We start from the raw sequence: 16,734 nt of genomic DNA on the forward strand, positions 1-16,734 counted from the left end.
ACAGCTGAAAGAAGCTTTTTTTTAAACGCTTATTTTAGTGGAAAGAATGGATTTTAACCTTAGGAAGTTTTATGATTGAATCATCTAATCAAACAGAAATGCAGGTTTTTCTTATCGATCACCAATTGATTTTAGAGATTACTGCGATAGCTGTTCTAATGGCAGATGCGCGAAAACTGAAATTTTGTCCCATTATTTACGAACAATATAAGATGAATAGACTATTTCCATTACTGGTTCAGGTAATTTTATTTTCAAATTGTCAGACCGATTTGAAACGTACACCTAATAGGATTAGCGTATCAGAACAGCAAACGGTTTTAGATGCCATGGTCAGTAACATGAGTGCAAGTATAACCGATCTGACTGAAGCGAAACGCGTTCCGGCTAATCAATTTTTATTGACGACGTATTACCCATTAACGTCAGATGAACTCCAAGCTATGGAGACTGCGTCGAAGCGACAAGGTAGCTTCGCTACAGGCTTAGCGGACAGGATACATTGTACACTCACAAAGGCGGTATTAACGAATGAAAAAAACGAAGAAGTAGGTTTGATAGATACCGTTCAAAACCCATTATATTTACAACGTTTCGGTCTGTGGGATTATAATCATCAAACTTGTCAAAATCTAGGCATTACCCTTCAATCTAAACAGTTTTTTTCTGAATTAAAAGGTACTATACAGCTTAAGCTACAAATTGATCAAGTTAGTGAAAGGCAGATGGATATACCTGTTAAAATCAGTATAAACGATAAATAAAGTAACTTTTTTGTGAATGGAACTTTGGAGGCCGAACTTTTGAACGTATTATATGGGGAAAATAGATAGGGGTGACTAAAGAACGTAAAAATTTAGGATCTTTATGACCATATGAAAAATAATACGTCTATGGCGCTGACGGAGCTTTATGATAACTTGTTCAATCATTCCATTGGACAGATCAGTCAAGGAGATATTGAAATTGATCGTCGGATCGATGATCAAGGGGATCGACGCCGCGGTTTGACTTTATTAATAAAACCGAGTGATGAGGTTAAAGGCCAGATAAATCTATTTCAGGATGAGATGAGGAAGATTGATGCGGAGCAATATTATCACCAATGACAGACCTGCATGTAACAGCACTCTCTATCATTTCATGCTATGAGGGGTTTGACCTAAATCAGGTGCATGTTGCAGATTTTGAGTCTGTTATTGCGGATAGTATCCGGGATGTCCCTAAGACTGAATTCTTATTTAAAGGTATTACTTCATCCCGCCAGGCAGTTATGATACAGGGATTTCCGACTGGCGATGGACTTGATAGGTTGCGTGAGTGTTTACGAAAGAATTTTAGTTCTTCGGGACTGCAGCAAAGTATAGATTCTAGGTATAAATTGACTACTGCACACATGACATCTCTACGCTTTCGGAAAGAATTGCAATCCCCAGCAAAATTTGCAGAGCGATTGGAAGATTTCCGTACGGTTGAATTTGGAGCAATGCCTATAGTGTCACTTGATTTGGTCTACAACGATTGGTACCAAAACAGTAGTATCGTTCAACTATTGAATCGATTTACCCTATGAATCATTGGTTGGGCGGGCAATATTTCACTTTGTCCATAGACAATCCCTGATGAAATTTTGTTTTCTTTATGATGGAATTTTGGAGAAAGTGCACATCACTCCAAAATATGATGTGGATGTGTATAACAAACATATTGACATATAATTTAGTTTCTTTGTTGATCAAATTCAGGTTTGCGATCATAACGTATAAGTTGAATTTGTGTAGCAACGTTTAAGGGGCAATTATAATTACTATTCGTCGGGACAGATTTTATATTCGTACATGGTCTGCGAAAAATAACTTGATATCTTTGTAAGAGCCTTTGAAGTCGTTATCTCTTCGAAAGAAAAGTGGATTTTTAAAGTGATTACTGGGTGGAACTATATGGAATCAGAAATAGAATATACCAGCTTATATGAGAAAAATTATTGTCCTGACTCTAATCTTCTTCGCACATATGTGGTGTTTCGGGCAGATAAAAACAGTTAAAACAAATCCACCTTTTCTAAAAATTGAACGACCAAAAGGCCCTGCTGTGCCTTGAGCCTCTGGTAAGTATATAAAAAATTGTGAGAAAGAAAAAAGCAGCAACTCCGAAAATGATTCACTAACCTGTAAAGAAATAAGAAATGGGAAGAATTGTAATAAAGTTCTGGTTGGTTAATATACTGATAAGTGTTTTGCTATTTATCCTTTACCGACTTGTTATTTCAGAAACAAATACGGATTCCTCAGGATTCCTGGAGAGTATCATCGTTATTTTGGACATTATTGTCAATCTGGGTTTTTCAACGATCTATCTTTTCGCAATGACGTTGTGTTCCTTACTATTTTTTCTAAATCACATCGAAAAAATTAGGAGTAATAAAGTATTATCGTTTTTGACATTTTCGGGAATACCAGCGCTTTGCTTGATCTCATTGATTGTTTATATATTAGTAGGTGTCTATCAATATCATATGATTCTTGAGCCACTAAAAATACTATTCATATTTTCAGCTATTTATCTCGCTAGTACCCTTTTGGAATTTATCATATTCAGAAAAGTAATCGGAAAACGGCAAACCGATCTGGAGATTCAGAAATAATAGAGCCTATTTACTTTTCGTCTGTGTACTTATTTAATTAAAATTGAATGAGTTCAGGTAACCCGAAAATTTTAATTTTTCTAAGATGTGGTTTGCTTCAGCTTGATCCATATCAGCCGCGAACCTTATGGTTTTAAAACCATATTCAAATCGAATAGTCCCTCTGTTTTTAAACAATTTCAAATCATTCCCACGAGTCCAAAATACGAATTCAAAGGGTTCTTCTTCAACATGAAAATTCTTTACCTCCCGGAGATCGAATATCTTATTTCTAAATAATATATCATTTTTTCTGGCAATGCTGATCTGTTCACGATCTATCACGATAACTTCTTTGCCAATTAGAAACCACAATAACGTTTTAATAACAAATAGGCCTCCCGTAATCCAAAAGATCAACCATATCATTGTAAATAAACAATTAAATCCAAAACCACTATTTCTGTTGTTTAAAAAAAACTCTAGGAGAGATGAACCGGCCCAATTTAATCCAACAAACCAAGCGGCCACCCATAAAGCAAGGAACAACATAACAGATACATGTTTCTTGGCAGGGATGGTAATATGGTATCCGTTTGAGGTTTGTTCAATGCTTGCAATACCATCGTAAGGTTTTTCCATAGCAATAATTTTTACTAGTTCAAAAATAGGTTAATTTATTTAAGTTTAATGTTTTAAAAATAAGCGAATTAAAAGATGATTTTTAGGGTTATATTCATATTTTCGAGAATAAGATACTTTATTCTATGTAACAATAAGTTCGTAGCAAACTAATCGGATGATCCGCATCATTTCTATATTTATCGTTTCCACCAATAGTAAAATATGAGGGATAACTTAAAATCGTTGCGAATCCAGTACATAAAAGGTACATCGTACACGTATCGAGCCTTTGTATGATTTCATCAGTTAATTTTTGCTTAGTTTTTTTTATTGTTATTTTCGATAAAATCCAATGCTTCTTCTAACTGATTTTCATCAAAATATCGCTCTTCTAAAGCCGAGTTAAATAAATGGAGCATCTTGTTTTCAATATTGACTATTGACTTCATGAAATTCGAATTAGATACAACAGCACAACGTCCAATTTTTCCGAAATGCTTAATCCCCCATAATTCGCCTTCGAAAAATCCTTTTAATTTCATGTCTTTAATTACTGACATATTTTTCACCTTAATCAATATGTTTACATGCTCATAACCTTCATTCAATTTTTCTTCGAAAAGTTGTTCTATCAACAGAGCATCAGGTTCTGTAAATGATCCGAGTAATTCCAATGCAAGCGCATTGCCTATAAATTTTTTTATTTGATTAATCATGTTGCTTTTAGTGTTTTATATACCATATGTATAGTAAATTTAAAAAATATGGAACGTAATTGAAATTCAGTTACACACATGAATTAAAGCCCAACTGGGAGCTTACGGATGGGATGATTGGTCACTTTCTGGCATATTTACTTTCCTTTATAAAAAAACGCAGGGGTAGAGCCGCGTGCTCCTGAGCATAAGCGATACCGATTCGTGCTGCTTTTCCGATTTGTGCTGGACTGTATTTTAATCCCTGGTCTTCAATCCATATACTATCGTCGGTCAAAAAGGCACCATTAAATGAGGAGTCAATTCCCAAAGCTTTGGCCGCAGAACCCGGTCCGTTGGAAAATATGGGTTTTTCGGGCGGCACGGACCTCCGCGATGCCATCACGTCAATTCCAGTCAGCGGTTCAATAGCCCTAATTAGAACGCATTGGGGATCGTCTGCTCCAGAAGTCACAACATTCAACAGATGGTGAATACCATAACATAAGTATACATAGGCCACACCACCTTCCTGGTACATCGGCTTAGTTCTCGATGTTCTCTTTCCGTTAAATGCATGGGATGCTTTATCCATAATGCCAAAGTAAGCTTCGGTTTCGACAATTCGACCTGCTGTTACCAGACCATCTTTTTTTGTAAAGAGGACCTTACCTAATAGATCTTCTGCCAGGAATATTGTATTTGTATTTTTATAATAAGATTTAGGTAGTTTATACATCGTTTATACCTCTTAAGTGAATCGTTTATTCTTAATACAATCCTGATATGTACAAGCGAAGCCATTCCATAACTGGCCATGCTGATAGTCTTATCCCTCATTACAGAGCCAAATTGTTTGTTATAATATCCTTGTTTACGGAGATTAAATATAGGGAAAATCATCATTTGATAAATTACAAATATTAAACCAAATAAGAACCAGTCTTACCTCATAAGTGGGGCAACTTTTATCTTGTAAGACATGGGGTACACCAAATTGACCAGGCATTAAAGTTGTTTCCAGTTTCATCCAGAGTGACGAGCTCAAGCTTATCGACATCTTCGATGTCTATAGTAAAAAGATGCTTTTCATTGGGCTTGATATAATGAGAAGAAAGGGTTTTTCCGTTACCCCGGATAATAAATTGAATACCTTCTGGCTTCTGCGCGCCGTCGCGTAATGCTCCTATAATCTTCAATTTCCGCCATTTTTTTTCAAGCTTATATGTATATCGAGAAGGAGCATGCGCATACAATCCTTTGTCATATATCTTACCCATGTTTTCCAGAAAAAACAATTTGTTCGATTCGGCAGTATAATAATTTCGTGCTGGGTTTTCCCAGCCTACAGAAGCTTCTTCCCATGCTGCATCGGAAAGACATATGCTGTCAGTCGTAACGGTTTTAAGGTCGATAGGTTCGCAGTCCAGCGATAATTGATTTAATACGTCTAACTTAGCTTGTTTTTGATTGTCCAGGCTATCGTTTTCTATCACTCTAATCAAATCATTTACAGTTGCCTGACCAAAATTGTTAACGGTTAAAAAATGTCCTTCTTCACTTTGGCTAACCATTTTTCGGTACTCTTTAACTGATCCATTGTCGAATAAAAACAGCATTCTTATTTCATGGGGTATATTGGTTTCCAATGATGCGATATCAATTTCTGCAGAATTTCTTTGATTGACTACAGACGTAAAGCTGTTGCTTAAATACTCCGAGACATGATAAGGGCGGATTGACGCTACAACACCATAGGGTACTTTGTCTGTGCGATAGTGAAGGCTTAGTTTCGTTGTGTTTTCAACCTGTGATAACTTAAAGGATTGTAATAGAAATTCATTTTTACTAAGTAAAGGTTTTGGTCTCTGCGTAAATAGTGGATGACTACTTAATTGAAAAACTGAGGCTCGGGAAAATTTAGATGATTGTAAACCACCCCATTTTTCCTCCTTGTAGTGTCGACTACCATGTTCCCCCATTAAGGATATTGTTTTTGGATTGAACTCATTTGGAAAACCATTATCATGTGGTAATCCGAATAGATGCCCCATTTCATGGGCTATTCCTCCCAAATACCAACTATTGAACTCACCAACAGTACATTCTTTATTTGTTGCAAACATTTCCGTAAACGTCATTTTGTTAGTTGCATCCGTTAGCAACGCTGGGTCTAATAGCTCACAGTCCGCAACCATACAGAGGCCGGACGAAGCGGATCCCCTACCATAATATGGTGAATGAAATATGTAGGTTCCATTTTCATTTTTATGGCTTAATGAAGTAATTACGAGAACATGTTCTGTGTTTGGGTTGATAACTGATGCCAATTTCTCAAAAATTTCTTTTTCTATTTCACTTCCGGAATTTATTGTGTAATCATTTGAGGGTTTTGACCCTTGAACGAGGTGGTAGCGAAACCCTGTATTGTCTGTCTCAAACGGGATGCCATCACTGTTGAAACCAAAACTTTTAAGCTCATTTTTATAATAGCTGGATATATCTTTCAATACTCGAGCGAGACGATTTTTCCAAGTTGAAGACAACTTTGAATCAGCGGGATAAAAATAAACAATCTTAACTGTTTGAAAAGGTGTACTGTTACTTCCTGGGATTGCTCCATGGGCTAATTGATTAAATGTTAACAGTAAAATAATCAACATCTGCTGAAGGAAAATTGGCGCACCATTTTTTTTGATTTTTACAATAGAAGTTTCCATTTAAACGAGTCTTTTAATAGTCCGATTGATCATAGTCGAATAAAAACAGTTTGCTATACATCTTGTTGACTTTATTTAGGTTTAATCCCGGTTGTATACGAGATACACTCTAAGTTAAATAAAATCAATATGATTTTCGTTAATAATATACAGCCAAAAGATTAAATATTCATAAAGAAATAGACATTTTAAATAGATAAAAATTCTCTTTAACGGAACACCATTTTCCATAGCTAGGAGCAGTTTCATTATTACGAATGCAAAGGATTTGAGATTATCTCATTATATTCCCATTGTTTATTTTAAGAAGCCACTCAGGAAATCTAAAAGAATATTTGTCTGGTTCATGAGGCTCACATGGCTCTGTCCTGGAATAATTGCTAACTGAGATTTGGGCATTTTTCCGAAGTCGCCAACTACTACACCTCCCAACAACTGATACGTTTTTATCAGTTCGATCTTATCCAGACCGTCATTGTCTCCGGCAATTATTAACACGGGTGAGGATATTTTGGCAATATTGGCATCACCCAAATCAAATGGATATTGCGCCAAAGAGATCATCTGCTCTAGAAATTTCGTCCACTTTGTTCTGTCTGGTGCAACCGCATCATAGGCTTGCTGCATCGGACTATTTTCAAACAGTGCTGGTTTCATGTTCTTGAAGGCGTTGTTAATTTGGGGCATCCAACCATTGCTTTTATAGGCTGCTGAAATAATGACCAATTCATTTAAGCGCTCTGGGTACTGAATGGCAAATTGATAGGCCACAGTACCTCCAAAACTATATCCAAGTACAGCGGAATTTTCAATTTTTAGATGATCTAATACTCCGACAACATCATCTGCCAGTATTGCATGATTAAATTTTCGGTCCGAATAAGGAGAATGGCCATGCCCCTGCAATTCGATAGCGATCACTTTTCTGGTTTTAGCTAGTTCAGGTATTAGCTGACTCCAATTTGAGCCGATCGTCATAAATGCGCCATGTAACAGTACAATTGGCTTTCCTGTGCCATAAACTTCGTAATATACCTGGGTATTTTTAAGAGATACCAAGCCTTGGGCTGTGGGTTTGATCTGTTGGCTATGTGATTGCATAACGGTAGTCATGATAATGAGGCAGAGTAATGATTTAAAAAAATATTGGTTTTCATAAGCGAGTTCATAATAGATTGATATAAAATTTACCTAACAAATATCAGAACGATTCGGTAAGAAGACACTGTGGAAATACGACAAATAAAGGGGCGATTGCGTCAAAATGGAAGTGAAAGATAGGAGTGCGTTAATATTTGGAGGCGGGTTTTCGTATCGTTTGGGCAGTTAAGGTATTATTAAAAAAATACGGGGACGAATATTTAAATATAAGTCCCTGTCTTTGGCTATTATTTCAACTTATCTTTTACACTTTTAGCGTGGTTTAAGTGATTTCTGAGTGTCGGTAAAGTTTTATCTACAAACGCTTTCAGCTCAGCATCTTTGAGGTTTTTACTAGCGTCTTCAAAGAGTTTAATATCCTTTTCGTGATCTTTAACCATATCTTCGATATAAGATTTATCGAAGTCTCCAGGCGACTTTTTGGACAATTCATCCCTCAGATTTAACGCATCGGTACCCAAGCTGGCTGGTAGTGTGATATTTTTTGCCTGTGCAAGCGTCGCAAGTTCATCATTTGCTTTAGAATGATCATTAACCATCATTTCGCCGAACGCTTTAACATCCACATGCTGGCCTTTTTCCTTCGCCAGTTTCCCAAGTTCTACTTCAGCCATGCCCCTGCTTGCTGCTTCAGTAACGAATTTTGCATCGTCTTCACCGACAGCAACCGGCGTTGTTGCAGTATTATTATCGTCTAGGTTTTCTGGCGCCTTTGTTTCGTTGATACTGTCCGCAGTTTTTTTACTGTCGGTATTTGCATTGCCACAACTTTGGACAGCAAAAATAGAAAATGCAATTGCTAAGGTCAAAAATATTCTTTTCATGATCTTCTGTGTTTTGATTTCTAAATGAACACTAGTCGAATCAGTATCGTTCAAAAAAAATGACCGAAGCTACATTGAAGTCTCTTTTAGCTTTAAAAATTTAATGATGATACCCAGCTGACCGAGGTGGTAAAAATCGTGATGGATAAGGCCTGTCAAGAGATATTTGATGTTATGTGGAAAATCAGTATTCGCATATTTATAAGGCTGGTCCAAGAAGGAATCGTCTTTGTCTTTGAGGAAGTGAATAACTTGTTGCTGACTATCCCAGAAATCTTCCAATAGCTTTTTCCAGCCTATTGTCTCCAGTTCGTCATTCGTCCGCCAATTCCTAGCTTCGTTCATTTCGAGCCCCCGTGGATTTCCTTTCAAACGGCTCAGAACCTCCTTTCGCCATTCAATAAGATGTGACATTAGCTCTGCTACACTATGCATTTCTGGGATAGGACGCTTATAAACAGTAGACTGGGTCACTGTAGCTAATTTTTTTTCAAAATTTTCATCGATCCACAGGTCGGTACGCTCCACATCCTTTAATTGCTGAACGATTTCTTTCATTAAAATAGTCTCCATAATAATTTAGTTTTAGAGTCTAAAAATTAAACCTCACTGTATAGGGATTAGTTTTAATTAATTGTATATCAGTTTAAAGTTATAACATTATAATGAAGAATTTCAACTTAGTTCCGCTTGAATTGTTACGATGTTTTTAGCGAACCGGCTAATCGATAGTCTCCCAAGAAAGTGAAAAAGTTTTAGTGAAGACGTTATAGATAGATAAAACTTATTATTTGGTTATAGAAAAAGAAGAATAGCGCTAATATGATCGCTATTCTTCTTTTATAGATCCCTTAGTATCCTGGATTTTGGATCAGGTTGGGTTCGACTTGAAAGCTACTTTCATGGAAAGGCCAGAGGTATTGATGTTTCAAAAATTTTCTGTCTTCAATTTTAAGTACCTCAGATTTTCCGTCTGCACCTTGTCTTATATGACCCAATGCAGGTTGATTGAGGACTGCTTCCGCTGTTTTCCATCTAAGGATATCACTATAGCGCAGGCCTTCACCGGCAAATTCGACCCTTCGCTCATTGCGAACTAAGTCGATCCATTCCTGTTGAGATTTCACGGTTAGATTGACATCTGCTACACTCATGTCAAGTCCCGCACGTTGTCGAATCTGATTGATACAGCTTTTTGCTAATTCATCTACGTTGTTCAACATAATTTTGGCTTCGGCATAGGTCAATAATACTTCGGCATAACGAGCCAAAGGAAAGTGCATATTGCCCCCCGTACGAAAAGCATCAGCTTCGTCTACAAATTTTTTAAACCAATAACCAGATCGGCTGCTTCGTAAGTTTTGATAATAGAACAGACTCTTTGAATCATAAATATCTATTTTCTCTTTGTTGAATAGGTCGCCCTGTCCAAAAATACTAGCGGCATAACGTGGATCGCGATTTAATTTGGGGTTGAGCTCATATTCTTGCTTACTATGTAAGGGGCATTTATCAATGGGCCGCCCCTGTAGTGTCCAATAACTATCAACCAAAGACTTCAAAGGAACAACATAAGATTGTCCATTTCCAGTCTTATATTGTGGCGCAAGATGCTGAAAGGAATTTGTAGCAGAATTATTGTGGCTTTCCATGTCAAATTTGATGATAAATTCCTTATTGGTCTTATCTGCCTGATAATTGAATAAGCTAGCATATTGGGGGTGGAGTTGGTATTTGCCGCTATCCATTATTTCCTTCGCAAGGGTTGCTGCAAGATCATAACGACCATTATAAAGAGCGTATCGCATGACCAATGTTTTGAAGGAGTATTTGTTAAACATATAGGCGTTTGTGGTGCCTTCATTTTCAGGGAGCCTATTTGCAACATCTTGGCTCATTTCAAATAGCTTGGTCAGTATCTCAGCTTTAGGCGTTACTGGAGGTATCGCCTCTTCAAGTGTAACTGGGACTAGGACAAAAGGCACATCGCCCCAAACTTCAGTGATCCTGAAATAATGCCAAATACGTAGTGCCTCTAAGATCGCTTTATATTTTTGTCGTATCGATTCATTTTCTACATAGGGAATGTCAATATTAGCAAGATAAGTATTGATCCGTCCCACATGTTTATTATATAATGTCCAGTAATACTCAGCCAAACGAGCGTTGCTAGTCATATTACCATTGGCAATGATCATATGGTGATCTGTCTCTATTCTAGCATAGGCGTTATCGGTGCGACCATCTAACATATAGAAGAGCAGGCGGCGTTCACCAGGTCCCATGAAAACATCCAAATAACTACTGTAGACTACCCGACGTAAATCTTCTTCAGTATTGAAGAACTCGTCGAAAGATGTTGCGGTAGGATCTCGTTTGTCAAGAAATTTTTCGCAGCTACTCAGCGTTGCTAGCGCAATTATCAAGGTTAAAATTTTCTTTTTCATTAGTATAGTTTTAAAAAATACTTGCACTAAGTCCAACACTGTAGGTTGCCATACGTGGATAATTTCCGTTCCCATCATTTGTTCCAGGACTATCTACATCAATACGTTCGGGATCCAGACCTTCCCATTTCGTGAACGTGAATACATCCTGTGCATTAACATATATTCTAAAATTTTTGATGCTTTTGCCGATTTTAGGAAATGTATAGCCAAGTTGAAGAGACTTGATGCGAAAAAAAGCTGCGTTGCTGAGCCAAACATCACTGAGTAGCGTATTAGGGCTTGGGCCCGTCCATAGACGTGGAAAACGGCTATTTGGATTGCCGGGACTCCAATGGTTTGCTACATATTCAACACGTGGTGCTCCGAGGTCGTTACTGTTTCCATCAACATACACCGGATAGGCTTCTTGTCCGATCAAGCGGCCCGTGCGCTTCCCGATTCCCTGACCCAATGCCGAGAAATCCCAACCTTTATATCGAAAGTCTAGATTTATTGCATAATTATAATGGGGGAGGGGATCTGCCAGGTAGCTTCGGTCCTCATCGTTGATTATACCATCCTGATTTTTATCCACATAGCGGATATCCCCCGGTTTTGAATTTGGCATTTTAGCGGGAGTTGCATCAACTTCCTCTTGGGTTTGGAAATAGCCATCAGACTGGAAGCCATAATAATTGTTGATTGGAACACCTTTGTACCAAATTCGGTTATTATCGCCTTTAAAGATCAATCTGTCATCTTCATCGTAGCCTGCTTTGAGCATTCGATTGCGGTTATCAAAAAGCATTCCACCGAGGGTATACGAAAAATCATCCTTTTTGTCTGACCAGCTTGCTGAAAGCTCCCAACCATTATTTTCCACGGCGCCGATGTTGACAGCAGATTCCAGACTATTTGATCCCGTGAGCGGAGGAACGGCAAATTGATCATAAATAAGGTCGTATGAATTTTTATGATAAAGTTCAGCAGTAAAGGATAGTCTATTTTTAAATGCATTGACATCTAGCCCCAGGTTCCATTGCTTCTGTTTTTCCCAGGAAAACTTTGGATTCGGAACACGTATTGTCCAACCCCAGGTGTTTACAGATTCCTGCCAGAGGTATGGCGCTACATTTTCGTTTCCGATAAGTCCATAGGATGCTCGTATCTTAAGGTTATTGACCGTACCAGACTCGAGAATAGGTTTGAAAAAATGTTCGTTATGCAAGTTCCAGGCAAAAGCTCCCGAAGGAAAAAATCCCCAGCGATGACCAGGAGCAAACTTGCTACTTCCGTCTGAACGTCCGGTTAACTCCAAAATATAGCGGTTGTTAAAAGAATAGTTTAGTTTACCGAAAAAGGAAGCTTTGCTGATTTCTCTAAAATCGGTGAAGGTATAATTCATCACTTCTGACCCTGCCGTTAGATAAATCTTGTCTTTGTGCTGGCGGAGCTCCTTGTTGAAGTTAATCAGCATCCGTGCGGTGAGCTGGCTTTCACTAACACCTTGTGAGGCATTGACATCATTCCCCCAAATTGCTGCCGGAGCGCCATTTTCATCGAAAAACTTGTAGGTCAGTCTTTTTTGTTTATTGGCCGACTTGTTAATCATGTAGGAGACATTTCCCTCGATATTTAGATTGCTGTTGATGTTATATTTTGGACGTAAATTGATGGTACTACGATCATACATATTGTTTTTTGTACCCCCATGTTTTATAGACGCGATTGGATTGATATTGTTATGTAGAATATAGTGTTCGGGAAGTTCAGAATCATAAAAAATTTGTTGCGTTGGGTTCAAGCGCCAAGCCTGTTTATAGAGGCCGTGTCCGTCATCGTTTGCTAGTAAGCGATCTACCTGTAAACGGTGTGCGTAGAAGTCAGCCATTAATACAAATTTATCGGCAATGTTGATATTTGTATTGAAGCGGGCTGAAAACTTCTGAGTACCTTCAATTTTATTGAGGCCATTTTCTTTTATATGGCCGAGCATTAAATTAAAAGTACCGACACCGCCACCACCGGATATACTCGCGTTATTATTAATCGCTGTCGAAGTTCGTTCCATGACTTGATCGAGCCAATTGACCTCCTTTAATTCTCCAGAGGCATATTGGTTGATTGTCTCTTCGGGGTAGATCGCAGCCTGTCCCTGTTGGATTAAGGTCTCGTTCCGTAATTTCATAAAATCGACAGCCCCGACAAATTTTGGAAGATCAATGGGTTTGTTGACAGCAAACCAGTTGTTGGTAACGACTTTAAACTGTCCCGTCTGTCCACGTTCTGTTTCGATGATGATAACGCCATTTGCACCACGGGAGCCATACATGGAGGCTGAAGCGGCATCTTTTAAGACGGTAATGCTTTTAACCTGATTCGGGTCAATGTCATGGATGCTCTGTTCCATTCCGTCGACGATGACTAGGGGGTCTGCATTTTGTAAGGTACTGATTCCGCGAATGGAAATGGTGCCGGGAACACTTCCCGGCATACTGTTTCCGCGCATCATTGTGACTCCTGGGATCGTTCCTGAAAAAGCATCTTGCATTTTAAAAATCGGGCGATTTTTTATTTTCTCCATATCCATTTGTGATACGGAAGATGCAATGTGCTTTTTGTCTACTTCGGAAAAGCCAACGACCACAACTTCATCAAGTCCCACTTCATCAGCGTCCATGATAACATTCAGCTCCGATTTATTGTTAATTGGGATTTCAAGCTGTTTGAATCCAACTGCACTAAAAATCAGGGTTCCTTTTTTGCCATCGGGGAGTGTCAGTTGAAACTCTCCTTTCATATTCGATGAAGTTCCTGTATTGGAGCCTTTTAGCAAGATGCTGACTGCACTCAATAGATTCCCCTTGTTATCATGTACTTTCCCTTTTACGACTTGTTGTTGCAGTTTGGATATGCCGGATGTACTTTGTTCTGGCAGAGAAATATCTTCATTTTTACGTTTGATGACAACAGTGCCACGATGTAACATGTAATAGAAAGTGCTGCTTTTGAAAATTTGATCCAAGGCCTTATCGAGTGATACATTTGTGATTTCAACCGTTGCTTTTTCGTTTTTTAGTAATCCTTCTTTAAAGATAAAATGTATACCAGTCTGTTTGGTAATGCTTTCCAGCACCGTTTCAATCCTGGTATTCTGGGCGTGTAAAGTAATCTGAGCGGAGCTTGAAGCGTAGGCGCCCATCATGGATGTCGCCAATAAGATTCCTGTCAGTTTCATTTTTAATAAATGGTTCAGAGTTTTCCCTTTGTCAACGGGACATAAGATCCCTTTTGAATAAAATAAATTATTCATAAATTGGTATAGAATTAATGGTTTATGATCAGTGTTAATTCAATTTTGATGCAGGAGTATTTGCCGTACTTCTGCATTTTTTATCATATTAATTTAGGTTTTTTTCCTTTTTACATACGAAGTCCTCCTTAAGTAAGTTTATCTGTTCACAATCAGTTTATCATTCTCAATGGTCAGCTTATAACCTGTCAAATCCTTGAGGACATTACAAAGTTCTGCTAGCGTTACATCTCTTTTTATACTACCCTCGTATCGTTCACTATTTAGAGGGATCTTGCAATCGATCTGAATTCCATACCAGCGGCTTAATTCATCAAGTATCTGTTGCATATCCTTATTTTTAAAATAAAAATAACCGTCTTTGAACGCTGTGGCTTCGGCTTTACTGACTAATGGGAAAGTCTTTAGTTTTTTATCCACGATCTCCGTTTCGCTACCGGCGTTCATATAGATTTCGTGCTCTTCGTTGCTCACTTTAAGCTTTCCTTCTGTCAATGATACTTTCGTATTTGCATGATAGGAATTTACATTAAAAGCTGTTCCGATTGCCTGTATATTGATATGATTTGTTTCAACGATAAAGGGCCTATGTGCATCTTTCGCAACTTCAAAATAGGCTTCACCTTTTAGTGTCACTCTTCTCTCTTTTTTATTAAAATTTGTTTTATAGCTGAGCTCAGAGGCAGCATTTACCCATACTTTAGTCCCATCGCTAAGGGTTAATATCATGGTAGATCGTTTGGGAACTATTAAAGTGTTTTTTAGGTTTTCTGTTAAGTTAGATGGGTATATAAGTCGCCCTTCTTTTAATTCGATACCTTGCGCAAAATATTGGTTAGCTTTTTTTTCGGTTAATCGTATTTCTTCTTTCCCCTCAATTTTTAAAATTGCACCTGCTCCTCCGGGAAGAACATCATTTTTATGTCCGTATATCTTGTCAGGAATTAAATAGCTTACAGGTTTTTCGTGCTGTTGTTTTTTCCATAACAGCGTTAGGGCAAGCAGTACAGTAGCTGCAATTCCAATAGCTTTGTACCATGATTTATTTAAGTAGAGGTATTTCTTTCTTGGTTGTAAAATCGTTTCCTTCGCCGTGAATTTACTTTGTGTGATCAGCCATTCTTGGCTTACATCAATCTTGTGAAGATCACATGGAACATAAATATCAGTTTGCGATAGCCGACGACGAATGATATCCTTCGCACCAGGATATTTTTGTAAGAGATTTTTTAATTGATTCCCTTTGTCGGATGCTAACTCACCATCTTTCAAAAGAAGAGCAATCAATTCTGCTAATATTATTTTGTCGGTTTCTATCATAATTCAGAAGCTAAATAACTTGAAGTGTTGAAATGGGTGATTCGTTTATGGAAAAAAGTTAAGGGTTAGTTGTAAGTCGTTGTGTGTTAGAGTGTAAAAGATGTAAAAAGTAGGCTTAAAAATTTTCTTTTTAGCAGGTTTATCGCACGCATACGTTGTGTTTTAACCGTATTTACGGAAACATTGAGTTCCTGTGCGACCTCCTCATACTTCATTCCGTCTAGATAGATTAAACGGCAGATTCGTTGACAACCTTCGGGCAGTTCATTAAGTTCCCGATGAAGAGCTCCAATCAATTCTGCATTTATTAAATTATCCAGGATATCATTGTCATCCGGTTGGTCAGTGTTAAATTGGTTCCGTACACGATCAAATACCACATTTCTCCGCTTGATATTCATTGCTAGATTTTTTACAGAGCTATAAAGGAAGCTTTTAATGACGGGCTCTCCCTTTTGTAGTAAGTCCTGTCTACCCATTAGAACGATAAATGCGTCCTGCACGATGTCTTTTGCAATTTCCTCTGAACCAACCCATGGAAATGCAAATACACTGAGTTGCAGAAAATATTTGTTAAAATAATATTCTGTGGATAACATTTCGTTTGCTTTTTTTCTTAAAATATAGATTTTAAAAGTGAAATAAAGAAAAATATTAGAGATTTTATGTAGGTAAAACTTCTTAAAATTTTGAAGCTTTATAGAGGTGCTATTAAATGCTGTTTTTATTTATAGTTCACTGTAATTTAATATAAATATGATATAACACGAGGTTTGCTGTGTGAACATCTTGGTTTTTCGGAATCTTTCATGTATTGTTTCTATAGATTTTTTTTCAAGGGTAGGTTACTTTACATTGAGGCTTTGTACGCTTTTATTTCCAAGCGATTCGCTCCATAATTCGAGTTATTCAATGATGTGCCCATTGCGAATAGTAACGGATCAGCTACGAATTCTAAGTGACCATTTACAGATATTTAATCATCATTTAAATAATTAAATGTGTCTTTATTTTTACTGCCATAT

General features: G+C 37.6%; 15 protein-coding genes. 4 read left to right on the forward strand and 11 right to left on the reverse strand.

Annotated elements, in window-relative coordinates:
• Positions 1-71: 71 nt before the first annotated feature.
• From ACLCDV_RS10430 to ACLCDV_RS10445, 4 genes are all read left to right on the forward strand, one after another.
• Complete coding sequence (locus tag ACLCDV_RS10430; RefSeq protein WP_317667164.1) at positions 72-764, forward strand: hypothetical protein; 693 nt, start codon at positions 72-74, stop codon at positions 762-764.
• Positions 765-875: 111 nt separating this feature from the next.
• Positions 876-1,109: a hypothetical protein gene (locus tag ACLCDV_RS10435; RefSeq protein ID WP_411973623.1), complete on the forward strand. Its 234-nt coding sequence runs from the start codon at positions 876-878 to the stop codon at positions 1,107-1,109.
• On the forward strand, positions 1,106-1,573 hold the full coding sequence (locus tag ACLCDV_RS10440; protein WP_411973624.1) for a hypothetical protein: 468 nt from the start codon (positions 1,106-1,108) through the stop codon (positions 1,571-1,573). The genes ACLCDV_RS10435 and ACLCDV_RS10440 overlap by 4 nt, the downstream gene beginning before the upstream one ends.
• A gap of 612 nt (positions 1,574-2,185) precedes the next feature.
• Entirely contained in the window at positions 2,186-2,644 is a 459-nt protein-coding gene (locus tag ACLCDV_RS10445; RefSeq protein ID WP_333577475.1) for a hypothetical protein, read from the forward strand.
• Between the two features lie 33 nt (positions 2,645-2,677).
• Here the strand turns inward: ACLCDV_RS10445 and ACLCDV_RS10450 are convergent, their stop codons facing one another.
• The 11 genes from ACLCDV_RS10450 to ACLCDV_RS10500 all read right to left on the reverse strand — a co-directional run bounded on the left by ACLCDV_RS10450 (position 2,678) and on the right by ACLCDV_RS10500 (position 16,308).
• Positions 2,678-3,265 (reverse strand): hypothetical protein, encoded by a 588-nt coding sequence (locus ACLCDV_RS10450; RefSeq protein ID WP_333577476.1) that lies wholly within the window; start codon positions 3,263-3,265, stop codon positions 2,678-2,680.
• A gap of 299 nt (positions 3,266-3,564) precedes the next feature.
• Positions 3,565-3,963 (reverse strand): STAS/SEC14 domain-containing protein, encoded by a 399-nt coding sequence (locus tag ACLCDV_RS10455; protein WP_333577477.1) that lies wholly within the window; start codon positions 3,961-3,963, stop codon positions 3,565-3,567.
• A gap of 121 nt (positions 3,964-4,084) precedes the next feature.
• Positions 4,085-4,681 (reverse strand): DNA-3-methyladenine glycosylase, encoded by a 597-nt coding sequence (locus tag ACLCDV_RS10460; RefSeq protein WP_333577478.1) that lies wholly within the window; start codon positions 4,679-4,681, stop codon positions 4,085-4,087.
• Positions 4,682-4,910: 229 nt separating this feature from the next.
• Positions 4,911-6,662 (reverse strand): NPCBM/NEW2 domain-containing protein, encoded by a 1,752-nt coding sequence (locus ACLCDV_RS10465; RefSeq protein WP_411973625.1) that lies wholly within the window; start codon positions 6,660-6,662, stop codon positions 4,911-4,913.
• 297 nt (positions 6,663-6,959) lie between these two features.
• Positions 6,960-7,763 (reverse strand): alpha/beta hydrolase, encoded by an 804-nt coding sequence (locus ACLCDV_RS10470; RefSeq protein ID WP_333577480.1) that lies wholly within the window; start codon positions 7,761-7,763, stop codon positions 6,960-6,962.
• Positions 7,764-8,050: 287 nt separating this feature from the next.
• Positions 8,051-8,647: a DUF4142 domain-containing protein gene (locus ACLCDV_RS10475; protein ID WP_333577481.1), complete on the reverse strand. Its 597-nt coding sequence runs from the start codon at positions 8,645-8,647 to the stop codon at positions 8,051-8,053.
• Positions 8,648-8,716: 69 nt separating this feature from the next.
• Positions 8,717-9,220, reverse strand: a complete 504-nt coding sequence (locus ACLCDV_RS10480; RefSeq protein ID WP_333577482.1) for a DinB family protein — start codon at positions 9,218-9,220, stop codon at positions 8,717-8,719.
• 278 nt (positions 9,221-9,498) lie between these two features.
• Positions 9,499-11,094, reverse strand: coding sequence for a RagB/SusD family nutrient uptake outer membrane protein (locus ACLCDV_RS10485; protein WP_317667151.1), 1,596 nt, complete (start codon positions 11,092-11,094; stop codon positions 9,499-9,501).
• Between the two features lie 10 nt (positions 11,095-11,104).
• Complete coding sequence (locus tag ACLCDV_RS10490) at positions 11,105-14,314, reverse strand: SusC/RagA family TonB-linked outer membrane protein (protein ID WP_317667150.1); 3,210 nt, start codon at positions 14,312-14,314, stop codon at positions 11,105-11,107.
• Positions 14,315-14,527: 213 nt separating this feature from the next.
• Complete coding sequence (locus tag ACLCDV_RS10495) at positions 14,528-15,709, reverse strand: FecR family protein (protein ID WP_317667149.1); 1,182 nt, start codon at positions 15,707-15,709, stop codon at positions 14,528-14,530.
• An 86-nt stretch (positions 15,710-15,795) separates the two neighbouring features.
• Positions 15,796-16,308 (reverse strand): sigma-70 family RNA polymerase sigma factor, encoded by a 513-nt coding sequence (locus tag ACLCDV_RS10500; RefSeq protein WP_411973626.1) that lies wholly within the window; start codon positions 16,306-16,308, stop codon positions 15,796-15,798.
• Positions 16,309-16,734: the final 426 nt, after the last annotated feature.

Origin of the sequence: Sphingobacterium sp. Lzh-3 (assembly GCF_046764375.1) — a bacterium.
In the GTDB taxonomy this organism is placed as follows: Bacteria; Bacteroidota; Bacteroidia; order Sphingobacteriales; family Sphingobacteriaceae; genus Sphingobacterium.

Bases quoted from the DNA above. Each gene is read 5' to 3' on its own strand.
- ACLCDV_RS10480 (WP_333577482.1), bottom strand. From the start codon at position 9,220: ATGGAGACTATTTTAATGAAAGAAATCGTTCAGCAATTAAAGGATGTG.
- ACLCDV_RS10460 (WP_333577478.1), bottom strand. From the start codon at position 4,681: ATGTATAAACTACCTAAATCTTATTATAAAAATACAAATACAATATTC.
- ACLCDV_RS10495 (WP_317667149.1), bottom strand. From the start codon at position 15,709: ATGATAGAAACCGACAAAATAATATTAGCAGAATTGATTGCTCTTCTT.
- ACLCDV_RS10450 (WP_333577476.1), bottom strand. From the start codon at position 3,265: ATGGAAAAACCTTACGATGGTATTGCAAGCATTGAACAAACCTCAAAC.
- ACLCDV_RS10430 (WP_317667164.1), top strand. From the start codon at position 72: ATGATTGAATCATCTAATCAAACAGAAATGCAGGTTTTTCTTATCGAT.
- ACLCDV_RS10445 (WP_333577475.1), top strand. From the start codon at position 2,186: ATGGGAAGAATTGTAATAAAGTTCTGGTTGGTTAATATACTGATAAGT.
- ACLCDV_RS10440 (WP_411973624.1), top strand. From the start codon at position 1,106: ATGACAGACCTGCATGTAACAGCACTCTCTATCATTTCATGCTATGAG.
- ACLCDV_RS10435 (WP_411973623.1), top strand. From the start codon at position 876: ATGAAAAATAATACGTCTATGGCGCTGACGGAGCTTTATGATAACTTG.
- ACLCDV_RS10455 (WP_333577477.1), bottom strand. From the start codon at position 3,963: ATGATTAATCAAATAAAAAAATTTATAGGCAATGCGCTTGCATTGGAA.
- ACLCDV_RS10465 (WP_411973625.1), bottom strand. From the start codon at position 6,662: ATGGAAACTTCTATTGTAAAAATCAAAAAAAATGGTGCGCCAATTTTC.
- ACLCDV_RS10485 (WP_317667151.1), bottom strand. From the start codon at position 11,094: ATGAAAAAGAAAATTTTAACCTTGATAATTGCGCTAGCAACGCTGAGT.
- ACLCDV_RS10490 (WP_317667150.1), bottom strand. From the start codon at position 14,314: ATGAAACTGACAGGAATCTTATTGGCGACATCCATGATGGGCGCCTAC.
- ACLCDV_RS10500 (WP_411973626.1), bottom strand. From the start codon at position 16,308: ATGTTATCCACAGAATATTATTTTAACAAATATTTTCTGCAACTCAGT.
- ACLCDV_RS10475 (WP_333577481.1), bottom strand. From the start codon at position 8,647: ATGAAAAGAATATTTTTGACCTTAGCAATTGCATTTTCTATTTTTGCT.
- ACLCDV_RS10470 (WP_333577480.1), bottom strand. From the start codon at position 7,763: ATGCAATCACATAGCCAACAGATCAAACCCACAGCCCAAGGCTTGGTA.